Consider the following 15637-nt stretch of genomic DNA (forward strand, 5'->3'; position numbering starts at 1 on the left):
CCAGAAAACCTTGACCGAGATCAAGTGGACGCGCGCATGACACTTAATACCCTCGTTGACCACTCCAATTGCGAAGATTGCCCAATTCGGCATCGAGCCGTCTGCGCGCGCTGCGATGCGGACGAGTTGGTCGCGTTGGAAGAAATCAAGTATTACCGCAGCTTCGAGGCCGGTCAGACGATCATCTGGTCGGGCGATCAGATGAATTTCGTAGGCTCGGTTGTGTCCGGGATCGCGTCTCTGACCCAAACCATGGAGGACGGGCGCACCCAGATGGTGGGCCTTCTGCTGCCCAGCGACTTCGTAGGGCGGCCGGGGCGCGACTCGGCGCCTTATGACGTTCAAGCGACCACTGACGTGGTCATGTGCTGTTTCCGCAAGAAACCGTTCGAGGACCTCATGGGCAGCACACCGCATATTGCCCACCGCTTGCTGCAGATGACGTTGGACGAGTTGGACGCGGCGCGTGAATGGATGCTGGTTCTTGGCCGCAAGACCGCGCGAGAGAAGATCGCCAGCCTGCTGTCGATCATCGCACGCCGGGATGCGTCTGCCAGCCAGAAGGGCTCATCCGGCCCCATCGTCTTCGACCTGCCGCTGACCCGCGAGGCGATGGCCGACTACCTTGGTCTGACACTGGAGACAGTCAGCCGTCAGATTTCTGCGCTTAAAAAGGATGAAGTGATCCTGCTGCAGGGCAAGCGCCACGTGACCGTTCCGGATATCGGCCGCCTGATGGAAGAGGCCGGGGATGATTCGGACGGCGGGTTTCTGGTCTAAGCGGTTTTTCTGAGCCACTCGACGACGCGCCCGACCGGTGTCTGCGATCGGACGGCACGTGGCGACCACAGCTTGAGCCTGTCGGGAAGAGTGACCGCCGTTTCGAACGGAGCCACCAGTCGACCGCTGTCCAGATGCGGCTGGACCAGCGCCCTGTGTCCCATCAACACTCCCGCACCGTTCAGCGCTTCTTCGACGGCCAGCGCGTACAAAGAGAAGACCGGCCCGCGGGGTGTGAACGCCCATCCGGGTCGCGCCGCCGCCACCCATGTTTGCCAATCGTCGAACCAGGTCGAATCGGACAGGCAGGTCACATTCGCCAAGTCCTCGGGCGTAGTCAGGCGATGCGCCAAGGCCGGCGCGCAAACCGGAAAGATGGCGTCTTCGGCGATGGGGTCCCCCAAGTCTCCGCCGAAAAACAGGTAGATGTCGAAGGGCGCGCGCTTGAGGTTGGGCGGGGTTTCCTCGGCCGTGAGTGAAACTTCGATCTCGGGCTCTGCGGCTCGAAGTTCGGGCAACCTTGGCGACAGCCACAGCTGTGCAATCGAGGGCAGCGTCACGATGTGCACCACTTGCGGCTGTGCCTGGGCGCGCATGGACAATGTGGCTTGTCCCAAAGTGTCGAAGGCCTTGGTCAGGTCCGGCAACGCCTTCTGTCCCAGCGCGGTCAGGGCAACGCCTCTTGCTGTGCGCTCGAAAAGGGGCGCACCCAGTTCGTCTTCCAACGTTTTGACATGGGCTGATACCGCGCCGGCGCTGACGCCAAGTTCCGTAGCCGCGGTCGAGAATCCTCCCAGGCGGGCTGCGGCCTCGAACGCACGCAGCGCGTTCAGAGGTAGGGGTTTGGGGCGCGGTGGAGCAACGGGCATGGATTTAGGCTCAATTTTTCTAACCCTAATTTTTCGCAAAACTGATTTGCGCGCAAGTCAGGATCTTTGCATCGTTGGCCGCAAAGACGGAGGATCAGATGCAGCACCTTGCTCACCGTGCCTGGGTTCCGGGCCACTGCGAAAACCTTGTTCAGACCATTGCCCGGAAGGTTGCCGACAGCAACTCGGAGGCGATCGAGGCCCGGATCGATGCGCTGATCGCGCGAAACTCGGATATTCATGATGCCGAGTGTTTCAATCTTAACCCGGCGACGAATGTCATGAATCCGAGGGCCGAGGCAGCACTGGCCGCGGGTCTGGGCAGTCGTCCATCTTTAGGCTATCCGGGCGACAAATACGAGATGGGTCTTGAGGCCATCGAGGAGATCGAGGTGATCGCGGCCGAGCTTGCGGCCCGCGTGTTCAACGCGCGATACGCCGAAATCCGAGTGGCATCCGGCGCCTTGGCTAATCTGTATGGCTTCATGGCTCTGACACGGCCGGGCGATACGATCATCGCGCCTCCGGCCGCGATCGGCGGGCATGTCACCCACCATGAGGGTGGCTGCGCAGGGCTTTATGGTCTGCAAACGGTCAATTCACCAGTGGATGCGGACGGGTACAGTCTGGATCTGGCCGCTCTGCGCGACATGGCCAGAACGCACCGGCCCCGGTTGATCACCGTCGGTGGCTCGCTGAACCTGTTTCCGCATCCTGTGTCGGCCGTGCGCGAAATTGCCGACGAAATCGGGGCCAAGGTTCTGTTCGATGCGGCCCACCAATGCGGGATCATCGCCAGCGGGGCTTGGGCGAATCCGTTGGATGAAGGCGCGCATCTGATGACGATGAGCACCTACAAAAGCCTGGGCGGCCCGGCGGGTGGGCTGATCGTCACCAACGACGCCGAAATTGCCGAACGGCTGGACGCCATTGCATTTCCCGGAATGACGGCCAATTTCGATGCCGCGAAATCGGCGGCTCTGGCAATCTCATTGCTGGACTGGGTCGACTTCGGGCCGGCCTATGGACAAGCGATGATCGATCTTGCGCAGGCAATGGCCAGCAAGATGGAAGATCAGGGATTGCCAGTGTTCAAAGGGGCTGGTGGAGCCACCACCTCGCACCAATTCGCGCTGAAGGCCGCCGACTATGGGGGCGGGCAGGCGGTGTCAAAACACCTGCGGCGGGCTGGGTTCCTGGCATGTGGTATCGGTTTGCCGATCGCCCCGGTTGCGGGTGACATGAACGGATTGCGGATCGGAACGCCCGAATTGGTCCGGCGGGGCGTGACGCCCGAACATGCCAGCGAACTTGTGGCCCTGTTCGCCGAGGCGCTGTCGGCCGATGATCCCGCATCGGTCGCGCCCAAGGTGCGGGATCTGCGATCCGGGTTCCAGGGGATGCACTACGTTCGTGCGTGACCCAACGGCCCGGCCGTGTTCTAATGTCTTTGCGTGAAACAATATTCAGGAGCAAGGCATGGAATTCAGTAGCCTATTGGCAATGCTGATCATCGGCGCGATCGCGGGCTGGTTGTCGGGCAGGATCATGAAGGGCCGCGGCTTTGGCGTGATCGGGAACATCATCGTCGGGATCGTTGGCGCTTTTCTCGCCGGAACGATTTTTCCCGCGCTCGGGTTTTCCGTCGGCGGCGGTATGGTGTCGTCGATCTTCTTTGCAACGATCGGAGCCGTCATCCTTCTGTTCCTGATCGGTTTGGTCAAAAAGGTCTGACGAAAAAACCGCCCCTTCCGGGGCGGTTTTTTGTTTTGCTGTGCCCGCGGTTCAGTGGGCCAGGAAAACCGGAACCGAGGACTGTTCCAACATGTTCCGGGTCGCGCCACCCAGAATAGCCTCGCGGAACCGCGAGTGACCATAGGCGCCCATCACGATCATGTCGGCTTCGACGTCTGCGGCGTGACGGTTCAGAATGTCGGACACACGCGTCATCGTCTTGCTCAGCACGTCGATTTCGCATTTCACGCCATGGCGGGACAGCATTTGCGACAGCATACCGCCCGGGTCCGAGCGATCAGGGCCGTGACGCGGCGGGTCGATCACAACGATCCGTGTCAGTTCGGCCGCCCGCAGGAAGGGCAGCGCGCGCCGAATGGCATTCATCGCCTCGACACTCTCATTCCAGCCGATCAGCACTGTCCGAGGGCTGGCGAATGGTTTCGCGTCATCCGGGACCACCAGAACCGGGGCGTGACCCTCGAACATGGCGGCTTCGATGATCGGTTCGGCCTCGGCGCCGCGATCTTTGCCATAGGGCTGCGGCAGAACGACAAGGTCCGAGAAACGGGCCCGATGTGCGACGTGCCGACCCAGGTCGGCGATCTGCGCCACGCCGTTTTCAGCGGACCAGCGTACGCCTGACCTGCCCAGGAAATCCTCGGCAAAGGCAAGCACTTCATCGGCCTCGGCATTTGCACGCTTCAAGGTCTCCTGAAGGATCAGGGCGTTTGCGCCCGCGTAGTAGTAGCCGGTCTGGCTACGGTCGACACCGAGGCACAGCGCTTCGGCATGGCTGTCCTGCGCTTCGGCCAAGGCGACCAACTGGGCCAGAGCCGGCTTGGCAAATTTGGTTTCCGTCATGACGGTGAGAAGAGATTTATAAGCCATTTCGACCTCGTGTTTCGGGTTCTGAAACCTGTGCGACCAGGTAACCCATTCATTTGCTTATGCCTGTCACAGTTTTCAGGCTATTGTCTTGATGCAGATCAAAGCAGCATTGGTTGTGCATGGATCATACAGCAACCAGTCAACGAAAGCTCTATGCGGCACAAGAATCGCCCGGAGCATGGCAAAGGGACGCAATATGTCGAATTACATCAAGCTGATCGCGCTTGGTCTGGTCGTGCTGTTCGCAGCGATCGGATCCAACTATGCGCGGGATTTGGCGTATCAGGTGCACGCGATACTGGTGATGCTCATCGCCGGTGGCCTGTTCATCTGGACGCTGCGAAACACGGATGAGCCGGATATTCTTGTCGATCGTTCGGGTGAGTACATGGATGGCGTGATCCGCTATGGCGTGATCGCAACCGCTTTTTGGGGTGTCGTAGGGTTCCTGGTGGGAACCTTCATCGCGTTCCAGCTGGCCTTTCCGGTGCTGAACTTCGAGTGGGCGCAAGGGCTTCTGAACTTTGGCCGGTTGCGCCCGCTGCACACATCAGCGGTTATTTTCGCGTTTGGCGGCAACGCCCTGATCGCCACATCCTTCTATGTCGTGCAGCGCACGAGCGCCGCGCGTCTGTGGGGCGGCAACCTGGCCTGGTTCGTGTTCTGGGGCTATCAGCTGTTCATCGTTCTTGCCGCGACCGGCTATGTGCTGGGCGGGACCCAGTCCAAGGAATATGCCGAGCCTGAATGGTATGTGGACCTGTGGCTGACCATCGTCTGGGTGGCCTATCTGGCCGTGTTCCTGGGGACGATCGTCAAGCGGAAAGAGCCCCACATCTATGTGGCGAACTGGTTCTACCTGGCGTTCATCGTCACCGTCGCGATGCTGCACCTAGTCAACAACATGACCATTCCGGTCAGCATCTGGGGTTCGAAATCTGTCATCGTCTGGTCTGGTGTGCAGGATGCCATGATCCAGTGGTGGTATGGGCACAACGCCGTGGGCTTCTTCCTGACCGCGGGCTTCCTGGGCATGATGTATTACTTCATTCCCAAGCAGGCCGAACGCCCGGTCTTCAGCTACAAACTGTCGATCATCCACTTCTGGGCGCTGATCTTCCTGTATATCTGGGCTGGTCCGCACCACCTGCACTACACCGCGCTGCCTGACTGGGCCTCGACGCTGGGCATGGTGTTCTCGGTCGTGCTGTGGATGCCTTCGTGGGGTGGCATGATCAACGGCCTGATGACCCTGTCGGGCGCTTGGGACAAGCTGCGTACCGACCCGGTCATCCGCATGATGGTGATCTCGGTCGGTTTCTACGGCATGTCCACCTTCGAAGGCCCGATGATGTCGATCCGCGCGGTGAACTCGCTGTCGCACTACACCGACTGGACCATTGGTCACGTACATTCCGGCGCGCTGGGCTGGAACGGCATGATCACATTTGGTGCGCTGTACTTCCTGGTGCCGGTTCTTTGGAAGCGCGAGCGTCTGTACTCGCTGCAGATGGTCAGCTGGCACTTCTGGCTCGCCACCATCGGTATCGTGCTCTACGCCGCGTCGATGTGGGTCACCGGTATCATGGAAGGCCTGATGTGGCGCGAAGTGGATGCCAACGGCTTCCTGGTGAACTCGTTCGCCGACACCGTGGCGGCCAAGTTCCCGATGTATGTGGTGCGTGCGCTGGGCGGTGTTCTGTTCGTCGCTGGTGCGCTGATCATGTGCTACAACCTGTGGATGACCGTCCGGCGGGCTCCGGCCAAAGAGGCCAGCCTGACCGTCGCGGTCCCGGCTGAATAAGGAGGGCCGGAGCAATGGCAATTCTCGACAAACACAAGATCCTCGAGACCAACGCGACCCTCCTGCTGATCTTCAGCTTCCTGGTCGTGACCATCGGTGGCATCGTTCAGATCACCCCGCTGTTCTACCTTGAGAACACAATCGAGAAGGTGGAGGGCATGCGCCCTTACACCCCTCTCGAGATGGCGGGGCGTGAGATCTACATCCGCGAAGGCTGCTATGTCTGCCACAGTCAGATGATCCGCCCGATGCGGGACGAGGTCGAGCGCTATGGCCACTACTCGCTGGCGGCCGAGTCGATGTACGACCACCCGTTCCAGTGGGGGTCCAAACGCACCGGGCCTGATCTGGCCCGTGTGGGTGGCCGCTACTCGGATCAATGGCACGTGGACCATCTGCGTGATCCGCAATCGGTGGTGCCGGAGTCCGTGATGCCGAAATACGGCTTTCTGGAAAACCGCAAGATCGACGGCCGGTATATCGGTGACATCATGGCCACCAATGCGGTTTTGGGCACGCCTTACACAGACGAGATGCTGGAAAACGCAGTTGCCGATTTCCGGGCGCAGGCCGATCCGGACAGCGACTATGACGGGCTGCTGGAGCGTTATGGCGAAAACGTCAACGTGCGCAACTTCGATGGTCAGCCGGAACTGACCGAAGCCGATGCGTTGGTTGCATATCTGCAGATGCTGGGAACGCTGGTCGACTTCTCGACCTTCACCCCGGATGCAAGCCGCTAAAGGAGGGTGTGATGGAAGAATACACGATCCTGAGGCAATTCGCGGATAGCTGGATGCTGCTTCTGTTGTTCGCCTTCTTTGTCGGCATCGTCATCTGGGTGTTCCGCCCCGGTGCCAGCAAGGAATACAAGGACACCGCAAACATCCCGTTCCGGCATCAAGACAAACCCGCCACATCCGAGGAGGCGCGGAAATGAGCAAGACACCTGAAAAACAGCCGGGTGATCCCAAGACGACCGGTCACAGCTGGGATGGCATCGAGGAATTCGACAATCCGATGCCGCGTTGGTGGTTGTGGACCTTCTACGCGACCATCTTCTGGGGTGTGATCTACACGATCATGTATCCGGCGTGGCCGCTGGTGCAATCTGCAACCGCCGGTGTGCTTGGCTGGTCCTCGCGCGAGCTGGTTCAGAAGGAGATGGTTTCGTTTGAAGAGGCCAACGCTCCGTGGAACGCCAAGCTGGTCGAGACACCGCTGGATGATATCGCCAAGGATGCCGAGCTGCAGCAATATGCGGTCAACGCCGGTGGTGCAGTGTTCCGCACCTGGTGCGCTCAGTGCCACGGATCGGGCGCGCAGGGCGCAAAGGGTTTCCCGAACCTTCTGGACGACGCCTGGCTGTGGGGCGGCACCTTGGATGACATCGTCACCACGGTCAGCTACGGCATTCGCAACGAAGAAAGCGACGACGCGCGCTACTCCGAAATGCCGGCATTCGGCGAGATCCTCGAGCCCGAGGAAATCACCCAGGTCGTGCAATATGTGATGTCGCTGACCAACGCCCAAACCGACGATGCTGCGGCGCAGGCGGGCAAGGTTGTCTACGACGACAATTGCGCGGCCTGTCACGGCGAAGACGGCAAGGGCGATATCGCGCAGGGCGCACCGAACCTGACGGATGCGATCTGGTTGTATGGCGGCGATGAGAAAACGCTGACCGAAACGGTGACCTACAGCCGCTTTGGCGTCATGCCCCCCTGGGATACGCGTTTGACCGAGGCGCAGATCCGCGCCGTGTCGGCCTATGTCCACCAGTTGGGTGGCGGTCAATAAGATCCAGGAACACCTTCGGGCGGCGTGCCGCCCGAAGGCCTAGGTGCCGGCTGTTCCATCTGTTCGCGCGTTTCCTGAACAGCCGGCACCGCATTTTCCGAAAATAGTGCTGACAATGGCCCCGGTCCAGCGCGGGCACACAAACTGATCCTAAAGGTTGCGCGGATCCAACTCGCGGCTCTTGCTGACCCACCAGTGTCCGGCGGGCAGCCATCTTTTCCTTTTTGGCGCATTCGGTTTGGGCGCGTCGCGTAGCTTGGGGGCGTTCAACCGCGTGGCGGTCATGAAGGAAGCAGCGTAGATGTTCAGCATGGTCTTTCTCCTGATGCGATGAACTCGGGTTCCAGCATCGGCTCTTGACCGGATATTTGCGACTCAATTACCGTGTTCAGATGTAAGCAGAGGTTACATATGGACTGGCTGAACCTTCCGCCACTATCGGCGCTACGGGCTTTCGCTGCATTTGCCGAGCACAGAAATATCGTCAAGGCCGGCGATGCGTTGAATGTAAGTCATGCCGCCATAAGCCAGCAGTTGCGGGCGCTTGAGGCGCATATGGGCGTGACCCTGTTGGACCGGTCGGGCAAGACGCTGGTCCTGACGTCGGATGGCGAACACCTGGCGCGCAGCGTTCAGCTGGGGTTTGGCGCCATCCATGCGGCGGTCTCGGACCTGGTGAACGCGGGCGAGGATCGGCCGGTGCACGTTTCGCTGACCTCCTCATTTGCTGCTTCATGGCTGATGCCGCGGTTGCCGATTTTCCGGTCGGATCACCCTGGGATCGATCTGACCTTGGATCCGTCACCGGAACTGGTCGATCTGCGCCCCGGCGGGGTGGATGTCGCGATTCGATACGGGGCAGGCGGTTGGCCGGGCGTCCGATCCGAGATGTTGTTGAAAACCCCGATGGTCATCGTTGCCGCGCCCAGTCTCTTAGGGTCCAGGTCCGAGTGGTCGCCGGCTGATCTGGCCCGTTTGCCGTGGCTGGAAGAGGTGGGCACGACCGAAGCCAGCACATGGCTGGCACAACATGGGGCGGCTATGGACCCCGGCGCCGGACGGACCAGTTTGCCGGGCAATCTGGTCCTTGAGGGCGTGCGCGCGGGGCAGGGGGTCACGGTGACGGTGCGACATTTCGTCGAACGTGATATCGTGGCCGGAAGACTAGTTGAACTTCATGTCGCACCGGACGCCCGAGGCTACCACATTGTGACGGCGCAAACGCCGCAAAGAAAGGCGGTGAAGACATTCGTCGGGTGGTTGAAACGCCAAGCGAACCAGGTGTGACAAAAGGTGTCTGTGCGATGCGCTTTTGACCCATGTCAAAGTTGTCCGGTGTATGATCTGGAACAAGTCGCCCGACCAACAGCAAGATCCGGAGCCATGCCGTGAGCGATCACACCCCAGCCCCCAGCCTTTACGCCGCAAGGGAACCGATCTTTCCACGGCGCGTTTCCGGCAAGTTTCGGAACCTCAAATGGATCATAATGGCCGTCACGCTTGGCATCTACTATGTGACGCCGTGGATCCGATGGGATAGGGGCCCCAGCCTTCCGGATCAGGCGGTGCTGCTGGATCTTGCGAACCGCCGCTTTTACTTCTTCTGGATCGAGATCTGGCCACACGAATTCTACTTTGTGGCCGGTCTGCTGATCATGGCCGGCTTGGGCCTGTTCCTGTTTACGTCGGCCTTGGGGCGGGTGTGGTGCGGCTATGCCTGCCCACAGACGGTTTGGACCGACCTTTTCATTCTGGTCGAGCGCTGGATCGAAGGCGATCGAAACGCCCGCCTGCGCCTTCATCGTCAGAAGAAGCTGGATTTCCGCAAGGCCCGCCTGCGATTGACCAAATGGGTGGTCTGGTTCCTGATCGGTCTGGCGACCGGCGGGGCCTGGGTGTTCTATTTCGCGGATGCGCCGACCCTGGCGCGGGACCTTGTGACCGGCAACGCGCATCCGATCGCCTATACCACCATGCTGGTTCTGACCGGCACGACCTTTTTCTTCGGCGGGTTCGCGCGCGAGCAGATCTGCATCTATGCCTGTCCGTGGCCGCGAATTCAGGCGGCGATGATGGACGAGGACACTCTGGTGGTTGGCTACCGAGAGTGGCGGGGCGAGCCGCGCGGCAAGGGCAAACGGACGGCCGACTCTGAACTGGGCGACTGCATCGATTGCATGGCCTGCGTCAATGTCTGCCCGGTCGGGATCGACATCCGTGATGGCCAACAGCTGGAGTGCATAACCTGCGCGCTGTGCATCGATGCCTGCGACGACATGATGGCCAAGATCGGCAAGCCGCGCGGTCTGATCGACTATATGGCGCTCAGCGACGAAACGCGTGAACGCGCGGGCCAGCCTCCCAAGAACGTGTGGAAGCACATCTTGCGGCCTCGGACGATCATGTATACCGCGCTTTGGTCGCTGGTGGGTTTTGGCCTGCTGTTTGCGTTGTTCATCCGGTCGGATATCGATCTGACGGTTGCGCCGGTGCGCAATCCGACATTCGTGACCATGTCCGACGGTTCGATCCGCAACACCTACGACGTGCGGTTGCGGAACAAACATGGCGAAGACCGGCTGTTCAAACTGTCTCTGGTCGGTGACCCAAGCCTGCAGGTTCAGATTGAAGGAACGGACTTGGATACGGTAAACGTAACTGCGGACACGGCGCAGTTGACCCGGGTCTACATCGTCGCCGCGAAAGATACAGCGCCCGCATCGGCGGAAACGACACCGGTCCGGATCTGGGTCGAAGACCTGCAAAGCGGCGAGCGCGCCTACAAGGACACCACGTTCAACGGGCGGGGGAACTGAATAATGGCCGAGCGCAAATTCACCGGAAAGCACGCTCTTGCGGTTTTTGTCGGGGCCTTCGGGGTCATCATCGCCGTCAATCTGGTGCTGGCCTACAAAGCAGTCGCGACTTTCCCCGGGCTCGAGGTCAAGAACTCATACGTTGCCAGTCAGGAGTTCAATGAAAAGCTGCAGGAGCAGCAGTCTCTGGGCTGGGATGCAGACGTGGAAACCAAGGGCGGCCTGCTGATCCTTCGCATCACGGATGCGCAAGGCGTGCCTGTGCGGGTGGCCGAACTGCAGGCCGTGGTCGGCCGCGCGACTCATATGCGCGAGGATTTTTCGCCGGACTTCACCTTTGACGGTGTAGCGTATTCCACGCCGGCGACACTTGGAAAAGGCAACTGGAATGTCCGTATCGTCGCGCGCGATGCGGACGGCGCGGAATTCAGTCGGCGCATTCCGTTGTACATCAAGGGTTAGGCTGATGTCGTCGCAGGTGACATCCGGGACCGCAGCCTGTCCGGGCTGCATCGCGGCTCCGGCGGAACCGGCCAGGCCGGTACCGGTCGACGTTCAGATCGCGCTATCACTGCCGGGCATTCATTGCTCGGCCTGCATTGCCAATGTCGAACGTGCGTTGAACGCGCACCCCGGCGTACAGGAAGCGCGGGTCAACCTGACGCTCAAGCGCGCTCTGATCAAGGCGGGCCCCGAGGTTCGGGCAACGGATCTGATCCCGGTTCTCGATCGGGCCGGGTACGAGGCGCATGAGCTGGATCCGGGTGCCCTGTCAGCCACGCAATCGGACAAGGCCGGACGAGACCTTTTGATGCGGCTCGCGGTCGCTGGCTTTGCATCGATGAACGTGATGCTGCTGTCAGTGTCCGTCTGGTCCGGCGCCACTGACGCGACGCGCGACATGTTTCACTGGATATCGGCGGCCATCGCCCTCCCGGCCATTGCGTTCTCGGCCCAACCGTTTTTTGCCAACGCGTGGAGCGCGCTGCGTGTTCGCCGCCTGAACATGGACGTGCCGATCGTTCTGGCAATCCTGCTGGCCTTGGTCACTTCGCTTTGGGAAACGGCGCTGAGCGGTGAGCACGCCTATTTCGATGCGGCTTTGACGCTGACGTTCTTTCTGCTGGCGGGGCGCTATCTGGATTACCGCACCCGTGCCGCGGCCCGCTCCGCCGCCGAGGAGCTGACAGCCCTCGAGGTGCCGCGCGCCATCCGTCTTGTTGACGGGGCCGAGCGCGAGGTCGCTGTTGCCGAACTGGCCGTCGGTGACCTGATCCTGGTGCGACCAGGGGGGCGGATGCCGGTGGACGGCAAGATCGTGACCGGTGAATCCGAGTTGGACCGGTCGTTGCTGACCGGTGAAACCCTGCCGGTATTTGCCCAGCCGGGAACACAGGTCAGCGCGGGTGAGGTCAACCTGACCGGGCCGCTGACCATTAAGGCAACGGCGGTGGGCGAAGAGACTTCGCTGCACCGCATGGCAGATCTTGTGGCCATCGCGGAATCCGGGCGGTCGCGCTATACGTCCTTGGCGGACAAGGCGGCCAAGCTGTATGCCCCCGGGGTTCATATCCTGTCCGCACTCAGTTTCGTTGGCTGGTACATCTATTCTGGCGATCTGCGCACAGCTCTGAACATCGCCGCCGCTGTGCTGATCATCACCTGCCCCTGTGCGTTGGGGTTGGCGGTTCCTGCGGTCACCACCGCAGCCTCGGGGCGGCTGTTCCGCAAGGGGATGCTGATCAAGGACGCCACCGCGTTGGAGCGGTTGGCCGAGGTCGACACCGTAGTGTTCGACAAGACCGGAACGCTCACATCAGGCGCGCCTCAACTGGTCAACGGTGGCGAACACACAGGCCGTGAGATTGAGATCGCTCTGGCCTTGGCACAGGCTTCGGCGCATCCGCTGGCGGTCGCCCTGACCCGGGCCGCTCGGGCCGAGGGGTATACCCCGGCCGAGGTTGAAAACGTCACCGAAATTCCCGGTCACGGGACCGAGGGCCAGTTTCAGGGGCAACTCGTGCGGCTGGGCCGAGCCGAATGGGTGGGCGCGACGGAAGGTGATCACACCGCGGCCTGGTTGGCGGTCGGGGACGATCGCCCGGTCGAATTCCGCTTTGCAGACTCATTGCGCCCCGGCGCTTCCGATGCGGTCGCGGCTTTGCGCGATGCGGGCAAGGACGTCATCCTCATGTCCGGGGACACGACCAACGCCGTGAAAGCTCTGGCCGAGAAGCTGGGGATCGAGACTTGGATCGCGCGGGCGCTGCCGCAGGACAAGGCGCGACACATTCAGAAGCTGGCAGACCAAGGCCGCCGGGTTTTGATGGTCGGTGACGGGTTGAACGACACAGCCGCGCTGGCGGCGGCCCATGCCTCGATCTCTCCGGCTTCGGCACTGGATGCGGCCCGTGTGGCTTCGGACATCGTTCTGCTAGGCAATGACCTGTCGCCGATCGCCGATGCCTGCCATACTGCTGTCCGGGCGACGCAGCGCATCCGCGAGAATTTTCAGATTGCGACGATCTACAATGTCATCGCGGTGCCTTTGGCCGTTGCCGGCCTTGCGACGCCCTTGATCGCGGCCTTGGCGATGTCCACATCGTCGATTACCGTATCCCTGAACGCTCTGCGCCTGAGGTGATCCGAATGGAAGTTCTGGCCTATCTGATACCGATTTCGCTGCTGTTGGGCGGTGTTGGGCTGGTGGCGTTCATCTACACGGTCCGCAGCAACCAATATGACGACCCCGAAGGCGATGCCCGACGGATTCTGAGCAACGAGTGGGATGATCGCCCCAAGTCCTGACCGGGTGCAATCGTGATGTCGACGGCCCTTGAAATTGCCGCAATGCCCGGCTATGTCCGGCCCATCCGCTAGCAGAGAGACCAAGCCTAATGGCCACCACAAACCCGATCCAGTTCATTCAGCAAGTCCGTGCCGAAGTTGCAAAGGTCGTCTGGCCGACGCGGCGCGAGGTTCTGCTGACCACGGTCATGGTGTTCATCATGGCGGCTCTGACTGCCGTGTTCTTTGCTCTGGTGGATCTGGGCATTCGCGGCGGTCTGCAACTGATCCTGGGTATGTTCAGCTAAAGCCGACTGCCGGGTCCCGTCGGATCGCGCCGAGGTGCGCCCGTTTCGGGCGCCCGACCGGCACTGCCCCCTTGCACAGCAGGCAATGTCAGAGTAGTTGACGCGGGACCTTTCGGGATGGGCGTGCGGCGATTCGGACTGCGCGCCGCTTTTTATTCCGGAACACGCGGCCGGACCGCGAAAAAATTTCAATTCAGGTGCGTCCGCCCGACGCGGCGCGCCAAAGGCAAACAAGGACGACAGGTTCATGGCGAAACGGTGGTACTCGGTCAGCGTTCTTTCGAATTTCGAAAAGAAGATCGCAGAGCAGATCCGCACGTCGGTGGCCGAGCACGGCCTTGAGGACGAGATCGACGAGGTTCTGGTTCCCACCGAAGAGGTCATCGAGGTGCGCCGGGGCAAGAAGGTCACGACTGAACGCCGTTTCATGCCCGGCTACGTTCTGGTGCACATGGAAATGTCGGATCAGGGCTATCACCTGATCAACTCGATCAACCGGGTCACCGGTTTCCTGGGTCCGCAGGGCCGCCCGATGCCGATGCGCGACGCCGAGGTGAACCAGATTCTCAACCGTGTTCAGGAAGGTGAAGAAGCACCCAAGCTGATGATCAGCTTCGAGGTTGGCGAGAAGGTCAAAGTCAACGACGGCCCGTTCGAGGATTTCGACGGTATGGTCGAGGGCGTGGACGACGAGAACCAGAAGCTGAAGGTTACCGTCTCGATCTTCGGGCGCGAAACTCCGGTCGAGCTGGACTTTACGCAGGTCACCAAGCAGAGCTGATCTTTCCTGCAGGAACTGATCGTGCAGAAATCGAACGCGCCGCCGTAACAGGCGGCGCAACTGTTTCTGGTGGTTGCCGGTAAGGTTTCGCCACAGCCTTGGCCGCTTGCCCTAACTCCTTGCCTGATGCACACTTGTGCTTGGTACAGGTATGACCGTTGCGCAGCCGGGCTCGTGGGCCAGAGGATTTGCGCGCAGTGATGCTTTGGGAGGACTCTGTCATGACATCCAAGGCTGCAGGCCCCACGCCACCCGACGAGCTGACCCCGCCTCAGCGGACGATCCCTGTGGTCAACACGGTCACCGCCGCCGACATCACCGACTCGCTGAAGGCCGGGTTTTCCGACTTTCTGGCGCGTCCCATAATGAGCGGATTTTTCGGACTGTTCTATGCCGTTTTCGGGTTTCTGCTGGTCTGGAGCCTGGTCTGGCTTGGCAAGATTTGGATGATCATTCCCGCCGTCGTGGGATTTCCGCTGGTCGCCCCTTTCGCCGCTGCAGGCCTCTATGAGATGTCGCGTCGACTTCAGGCCGGAGAGGATTTTGGCTGGTCGGAAATACTGACGGTCATGGCCAATCAGCGTAAGCGGGAGATGGGCTGGATGGCCTTCGTTACGCTGTTTGTTTTCTGGGTATGGATCTACCAGGTTCGGCTTTGGTTGGCGATCATCCTGCAGAATGCCTCGTTTTCGGATTTCGACGGTTTCCTGAACACCGTGTTCTTTACCCCCCAAGGCTGGGCTTTCCTGGCTGTTGGCACCTGCGTCGGTGCGTTTCTGTCCGCCGTTCTGTTTTCGGTGACTGTTGTTGCCATGCCCTTGCTGCTGGATCGCGACACCGATTTCGTAACGGCCATGCTTACATCGCTCCGCGTTGTCGCCGAAAGCCCTGTGGTCATGCTTGGCTGGGCGGCCATCATCTCGGTCACGATGCTGTTTTCGCTGGTGCCGGCGTTTCTGGGGCTTGTCTTTACGTTGCCGATCCTTGGGCATACCACTTGGCATCTCTACCAGCGCGCCGTGCAGCCGGAGGCGTCTGCCGGTCTTTAGCGAGGGCGTATCAATCCA

The 15637-nt window shown here is 60.9% G+C and carries 18 protein-coding genes; 15 read left to right on the top strand and 3 right to left on the bottom strand.

Translation table 11 applies throughout. From position 1 onward, the window contains the following. The first annotated feature begins 36 nt into the window (after nucleotides 1-36). Nucleotides 37-780, top strand: a complete 744-nt coding sequence (fnrL, locus tag ACR0DA_RS13220; protein ID WP_170360914.1) for a transcriptional regulator FnrL — start codon at nucleotides 37-39, stop codon at nucleotides 778-780. Here the strand turns inward: fnrL and ACR0DA_RS13225 are convergent. Continuing rightward, nucleotides 777-1649: a LysR family transcriptional regulator gene (locus ACR0DA_RS13225; RefSeq protein WP_480754379.1), complete on the bottom strand. Its 873-nt coding sequence runs from the start codon at nucleotides 1647-1649 to the stop codon at nucleotides 777-779. The genes fnrL and ACR0DA_RS13225 overlap by 4 nt on opposite strands. Before the next feature lie 98 nt (nucleotides 1650-1747). Between ACR0DA_RS13225 and ACR0DA_RS13230 the strand changes: the two genes are divergently transcribed. Continuing rightward, nucleotides 1748-3070, top strand: coding sequence for a serine hydroxymethyltransferase (locus tag ACR0DA_RS13230; RefSeq protein ID WP_170342391.1), 1323 nt, complete (start codon nucleotides 1748-1750; stop codon nucleotides 3068-3070). 58 nt (nucleotides 3071-3128) lie between these two features. Beyond that, a complete protein-coding gene (locus ACR0DA_RS13235; protein WP_093964328.1) occupies nucleotides 3129-3383 on the top strand; it encodes a GlsB/YeaQ/YmgE family stress response membrane protein in 255 nt (84 codons plus the stop codon). 51 nt (nucleotides 3384-3434) lie between these two features. On the opposite strand, the gene ACR0DA_RS13240 is transcribed toward ACR0DA_RS13235, so the two are convergent. Continuing rightward, the gene (locus ACR0DA_RS13240; RefSeq protein WP_170406456.1) at nucleotides 3435-4274 is read right to left on the bottom strand and encodes a universal stress protein; all 840 of its coding nucleotides are present in this window, start codon (nucleotides 4272-4274) and stop codon (nucleotides 3435-3437) included. A 196-nt stretch (nucleotides 4275-4470) separates the two neighbouring features. Here ACR0DA_RS13240 and ccoN point away from each other — a divergent pair, with 196 nt between their 5' ends. From ccoN to ccoP, 4 genes are read left to right on the top strand one after another with little or no spacing between them, the layout of a single operon-like run. After that, entirely contained in the window at nucleotides 4471-6078 is a 1608-nt protein-coding gene (gene ccoN, locus ACR0DA_RS13245; protein ID WP_093964421.1) for a cytochrome-c oxidase, cbb3-type subunit I, read from the top strand. 14 nt (nucleotides 6079-6092) lie between these two features. Then, nucleotides 6093-6821, top strand: a complete 729-nt coding sequence (gene ccoO / locus ACR0DA_RS13250) for a cytochrome-c oxidase, cbb3-type subunit II (RefSeq protein ID WP_093964330.1) — start codon at nucleotides 6093-6095, stop codon at nucleotides 6819-6821. An 11-nt stretch (nucleotides 6822-6832) separates the two neighbouring features. After that, nucleotides 6833-7018: a cbb3-type cytochrome c oxidase subunit 3 gene (locus ACR0DA_RS13255; protein ID WP_093964331.1), complete on the top strand. Its 186-nt coding sequence runs from the start codon at nucleotides 6833-6835 to the stop codon at nucleotides 7016-7018. Beyond that, on the top strand, nucleotides 7015-7878 hold the full coding sequence (gene ccoP / locus ACR0DA_RS13260; RefSeq protein ID WP_170447783.1) for a cytochrome-c oxidase, cbb3-type subunit III: 864 nt from the start codon (nucleotides 7015-7017) through the stop codon (nucleotides 7876-7878). Before ACR0DA_RS13255 ends, ccoP begins: the two co-directional genes overlap by 4 nt. Nucleotides 7879-8028: 150 nt before the next feature. Here ccoP and ACR0DA_RS13265 read toward each other — a convergent pair whose 3' ends face one another. Then, nucleotides 8029-8190, bottom strand: a complete 162-nt coding sequence (locus ACR0DA_RS13265; protein WP_170364352.1) for a hypothetical protein — start codon at nucleotides 8188-8190, stop codon at nucleotides 8029-8031. Nucleotides 8191-8289: 99 nt separating this feature from the next. Here ACR0DA_RS13265 and ACR0DA_RS13270 point away from each other — a divergent pair, with 99 nt between their 5' ends. From ACR0DA_RS13270 to ACR0DA_RS13305, 8 genes are all read left to right on the top strand, one after another. Then, the gene (locus tag ACR0DA_RS13270; RefSeq protein ID WP_170342403.1) at nucleotides 8290-9165 is read left to right on the top strand and encodes a LysR family transcriptional regulator; all 876 of its coding nucleotides are present in this window, start codon (nucleotides 8290-8292) and stop codon (nucleotides 9163-9165) included. 101 nt (nucleotides 9166-9266) lie between these two features. Next, a complete protein-coding gene (gene ccoG / locus ACR0DA_RS13275; protein ID WP_170342405.1) occupies nucleotides 9267-10694 on the top strand; it encodes a cytochrome c oxidase accessory protein CcoG in 1428 nt (475 codons plus the stop codon). A 3-nt stretch (nucleotides 10695-10697) separates the two neighbouring features. After that, on the top strand, nucleotides 10698-11156 hold the full coding sequence (locus tag ACR0DA_RS13280; protein WP_170364356.1) for a FixH family protein: 459 nt from the start codon (nucleotides 10698-10700) through the stop codon (nucleotides 11154-11156). Between the two features lie 4 nt (nucleotides 11157-11160). Then, complete coding sequence (locus ACR0DA_RS13285; RefSeq protein WP_480754382.1) at nucleotides 11161-13338, top strand: heavy metal translocating P-type ATPase; 2178 nt, start codon at nucleotides 11161-11163, stop codon at nucleotides 13336-13338. 5 nt (nucleotides 13339-13343) lie between these two features. Then, nucleotides 13344-13502, top strand: a complete 159-nt coding sequence (ccoS, locus tag ACR0DA_RS13290) for a cbb3-type cytochrome oxidase assembly protein CcoS (protein ID WP_093964337.1) — start codon at nucleotides 13344-13346, stop codon at nucleotides 13500-13502. Between the two features lie 89 nt (nucleotides 13503-13591). After that, nucleotides 13592-13789 (top strand): preprotein translocase subunit SecE, encoded by a 198-nt coding sequence (gene secE / locus ACR0DA_RS13295; RefSeq protein WP_093964338.1) that lies wholly within the window; start codon nucleotides 13592-13594, stop codon nucleotides 13787-13789. A 247-nt stretch (nucleotides 13790-14036) separates the two neighbouring features. Next, nucleotides 14037-14570: a transcription termination/antitermination protein NusG gene (gene nusG / locus ACR0DA_RS13300; RefSeq protein ID WP_093964422.1), complete on the top strand. Its 534-nt coding sequence runs from the start codon at nucleotides 14037-14039 to the stop codon at nucleotides 14568-14570. Between the two features lie 221 nt (nucleotides 14571-14791). Continuing rightward, entirely contained in the window at nucleotides 14792-15619 is an 828-nt protein-coding gene (locus ACR0DA_RS13305; RefSeq protein WP_480754384.1) for a DUF2189 domain-containing protein, read from the top strand. Nucleotides 15620-15637: the final 18 nt, after the last annotated feature.

Source organism: Ruegeria sp. CI8 (genome assembly GCF_056536865.1).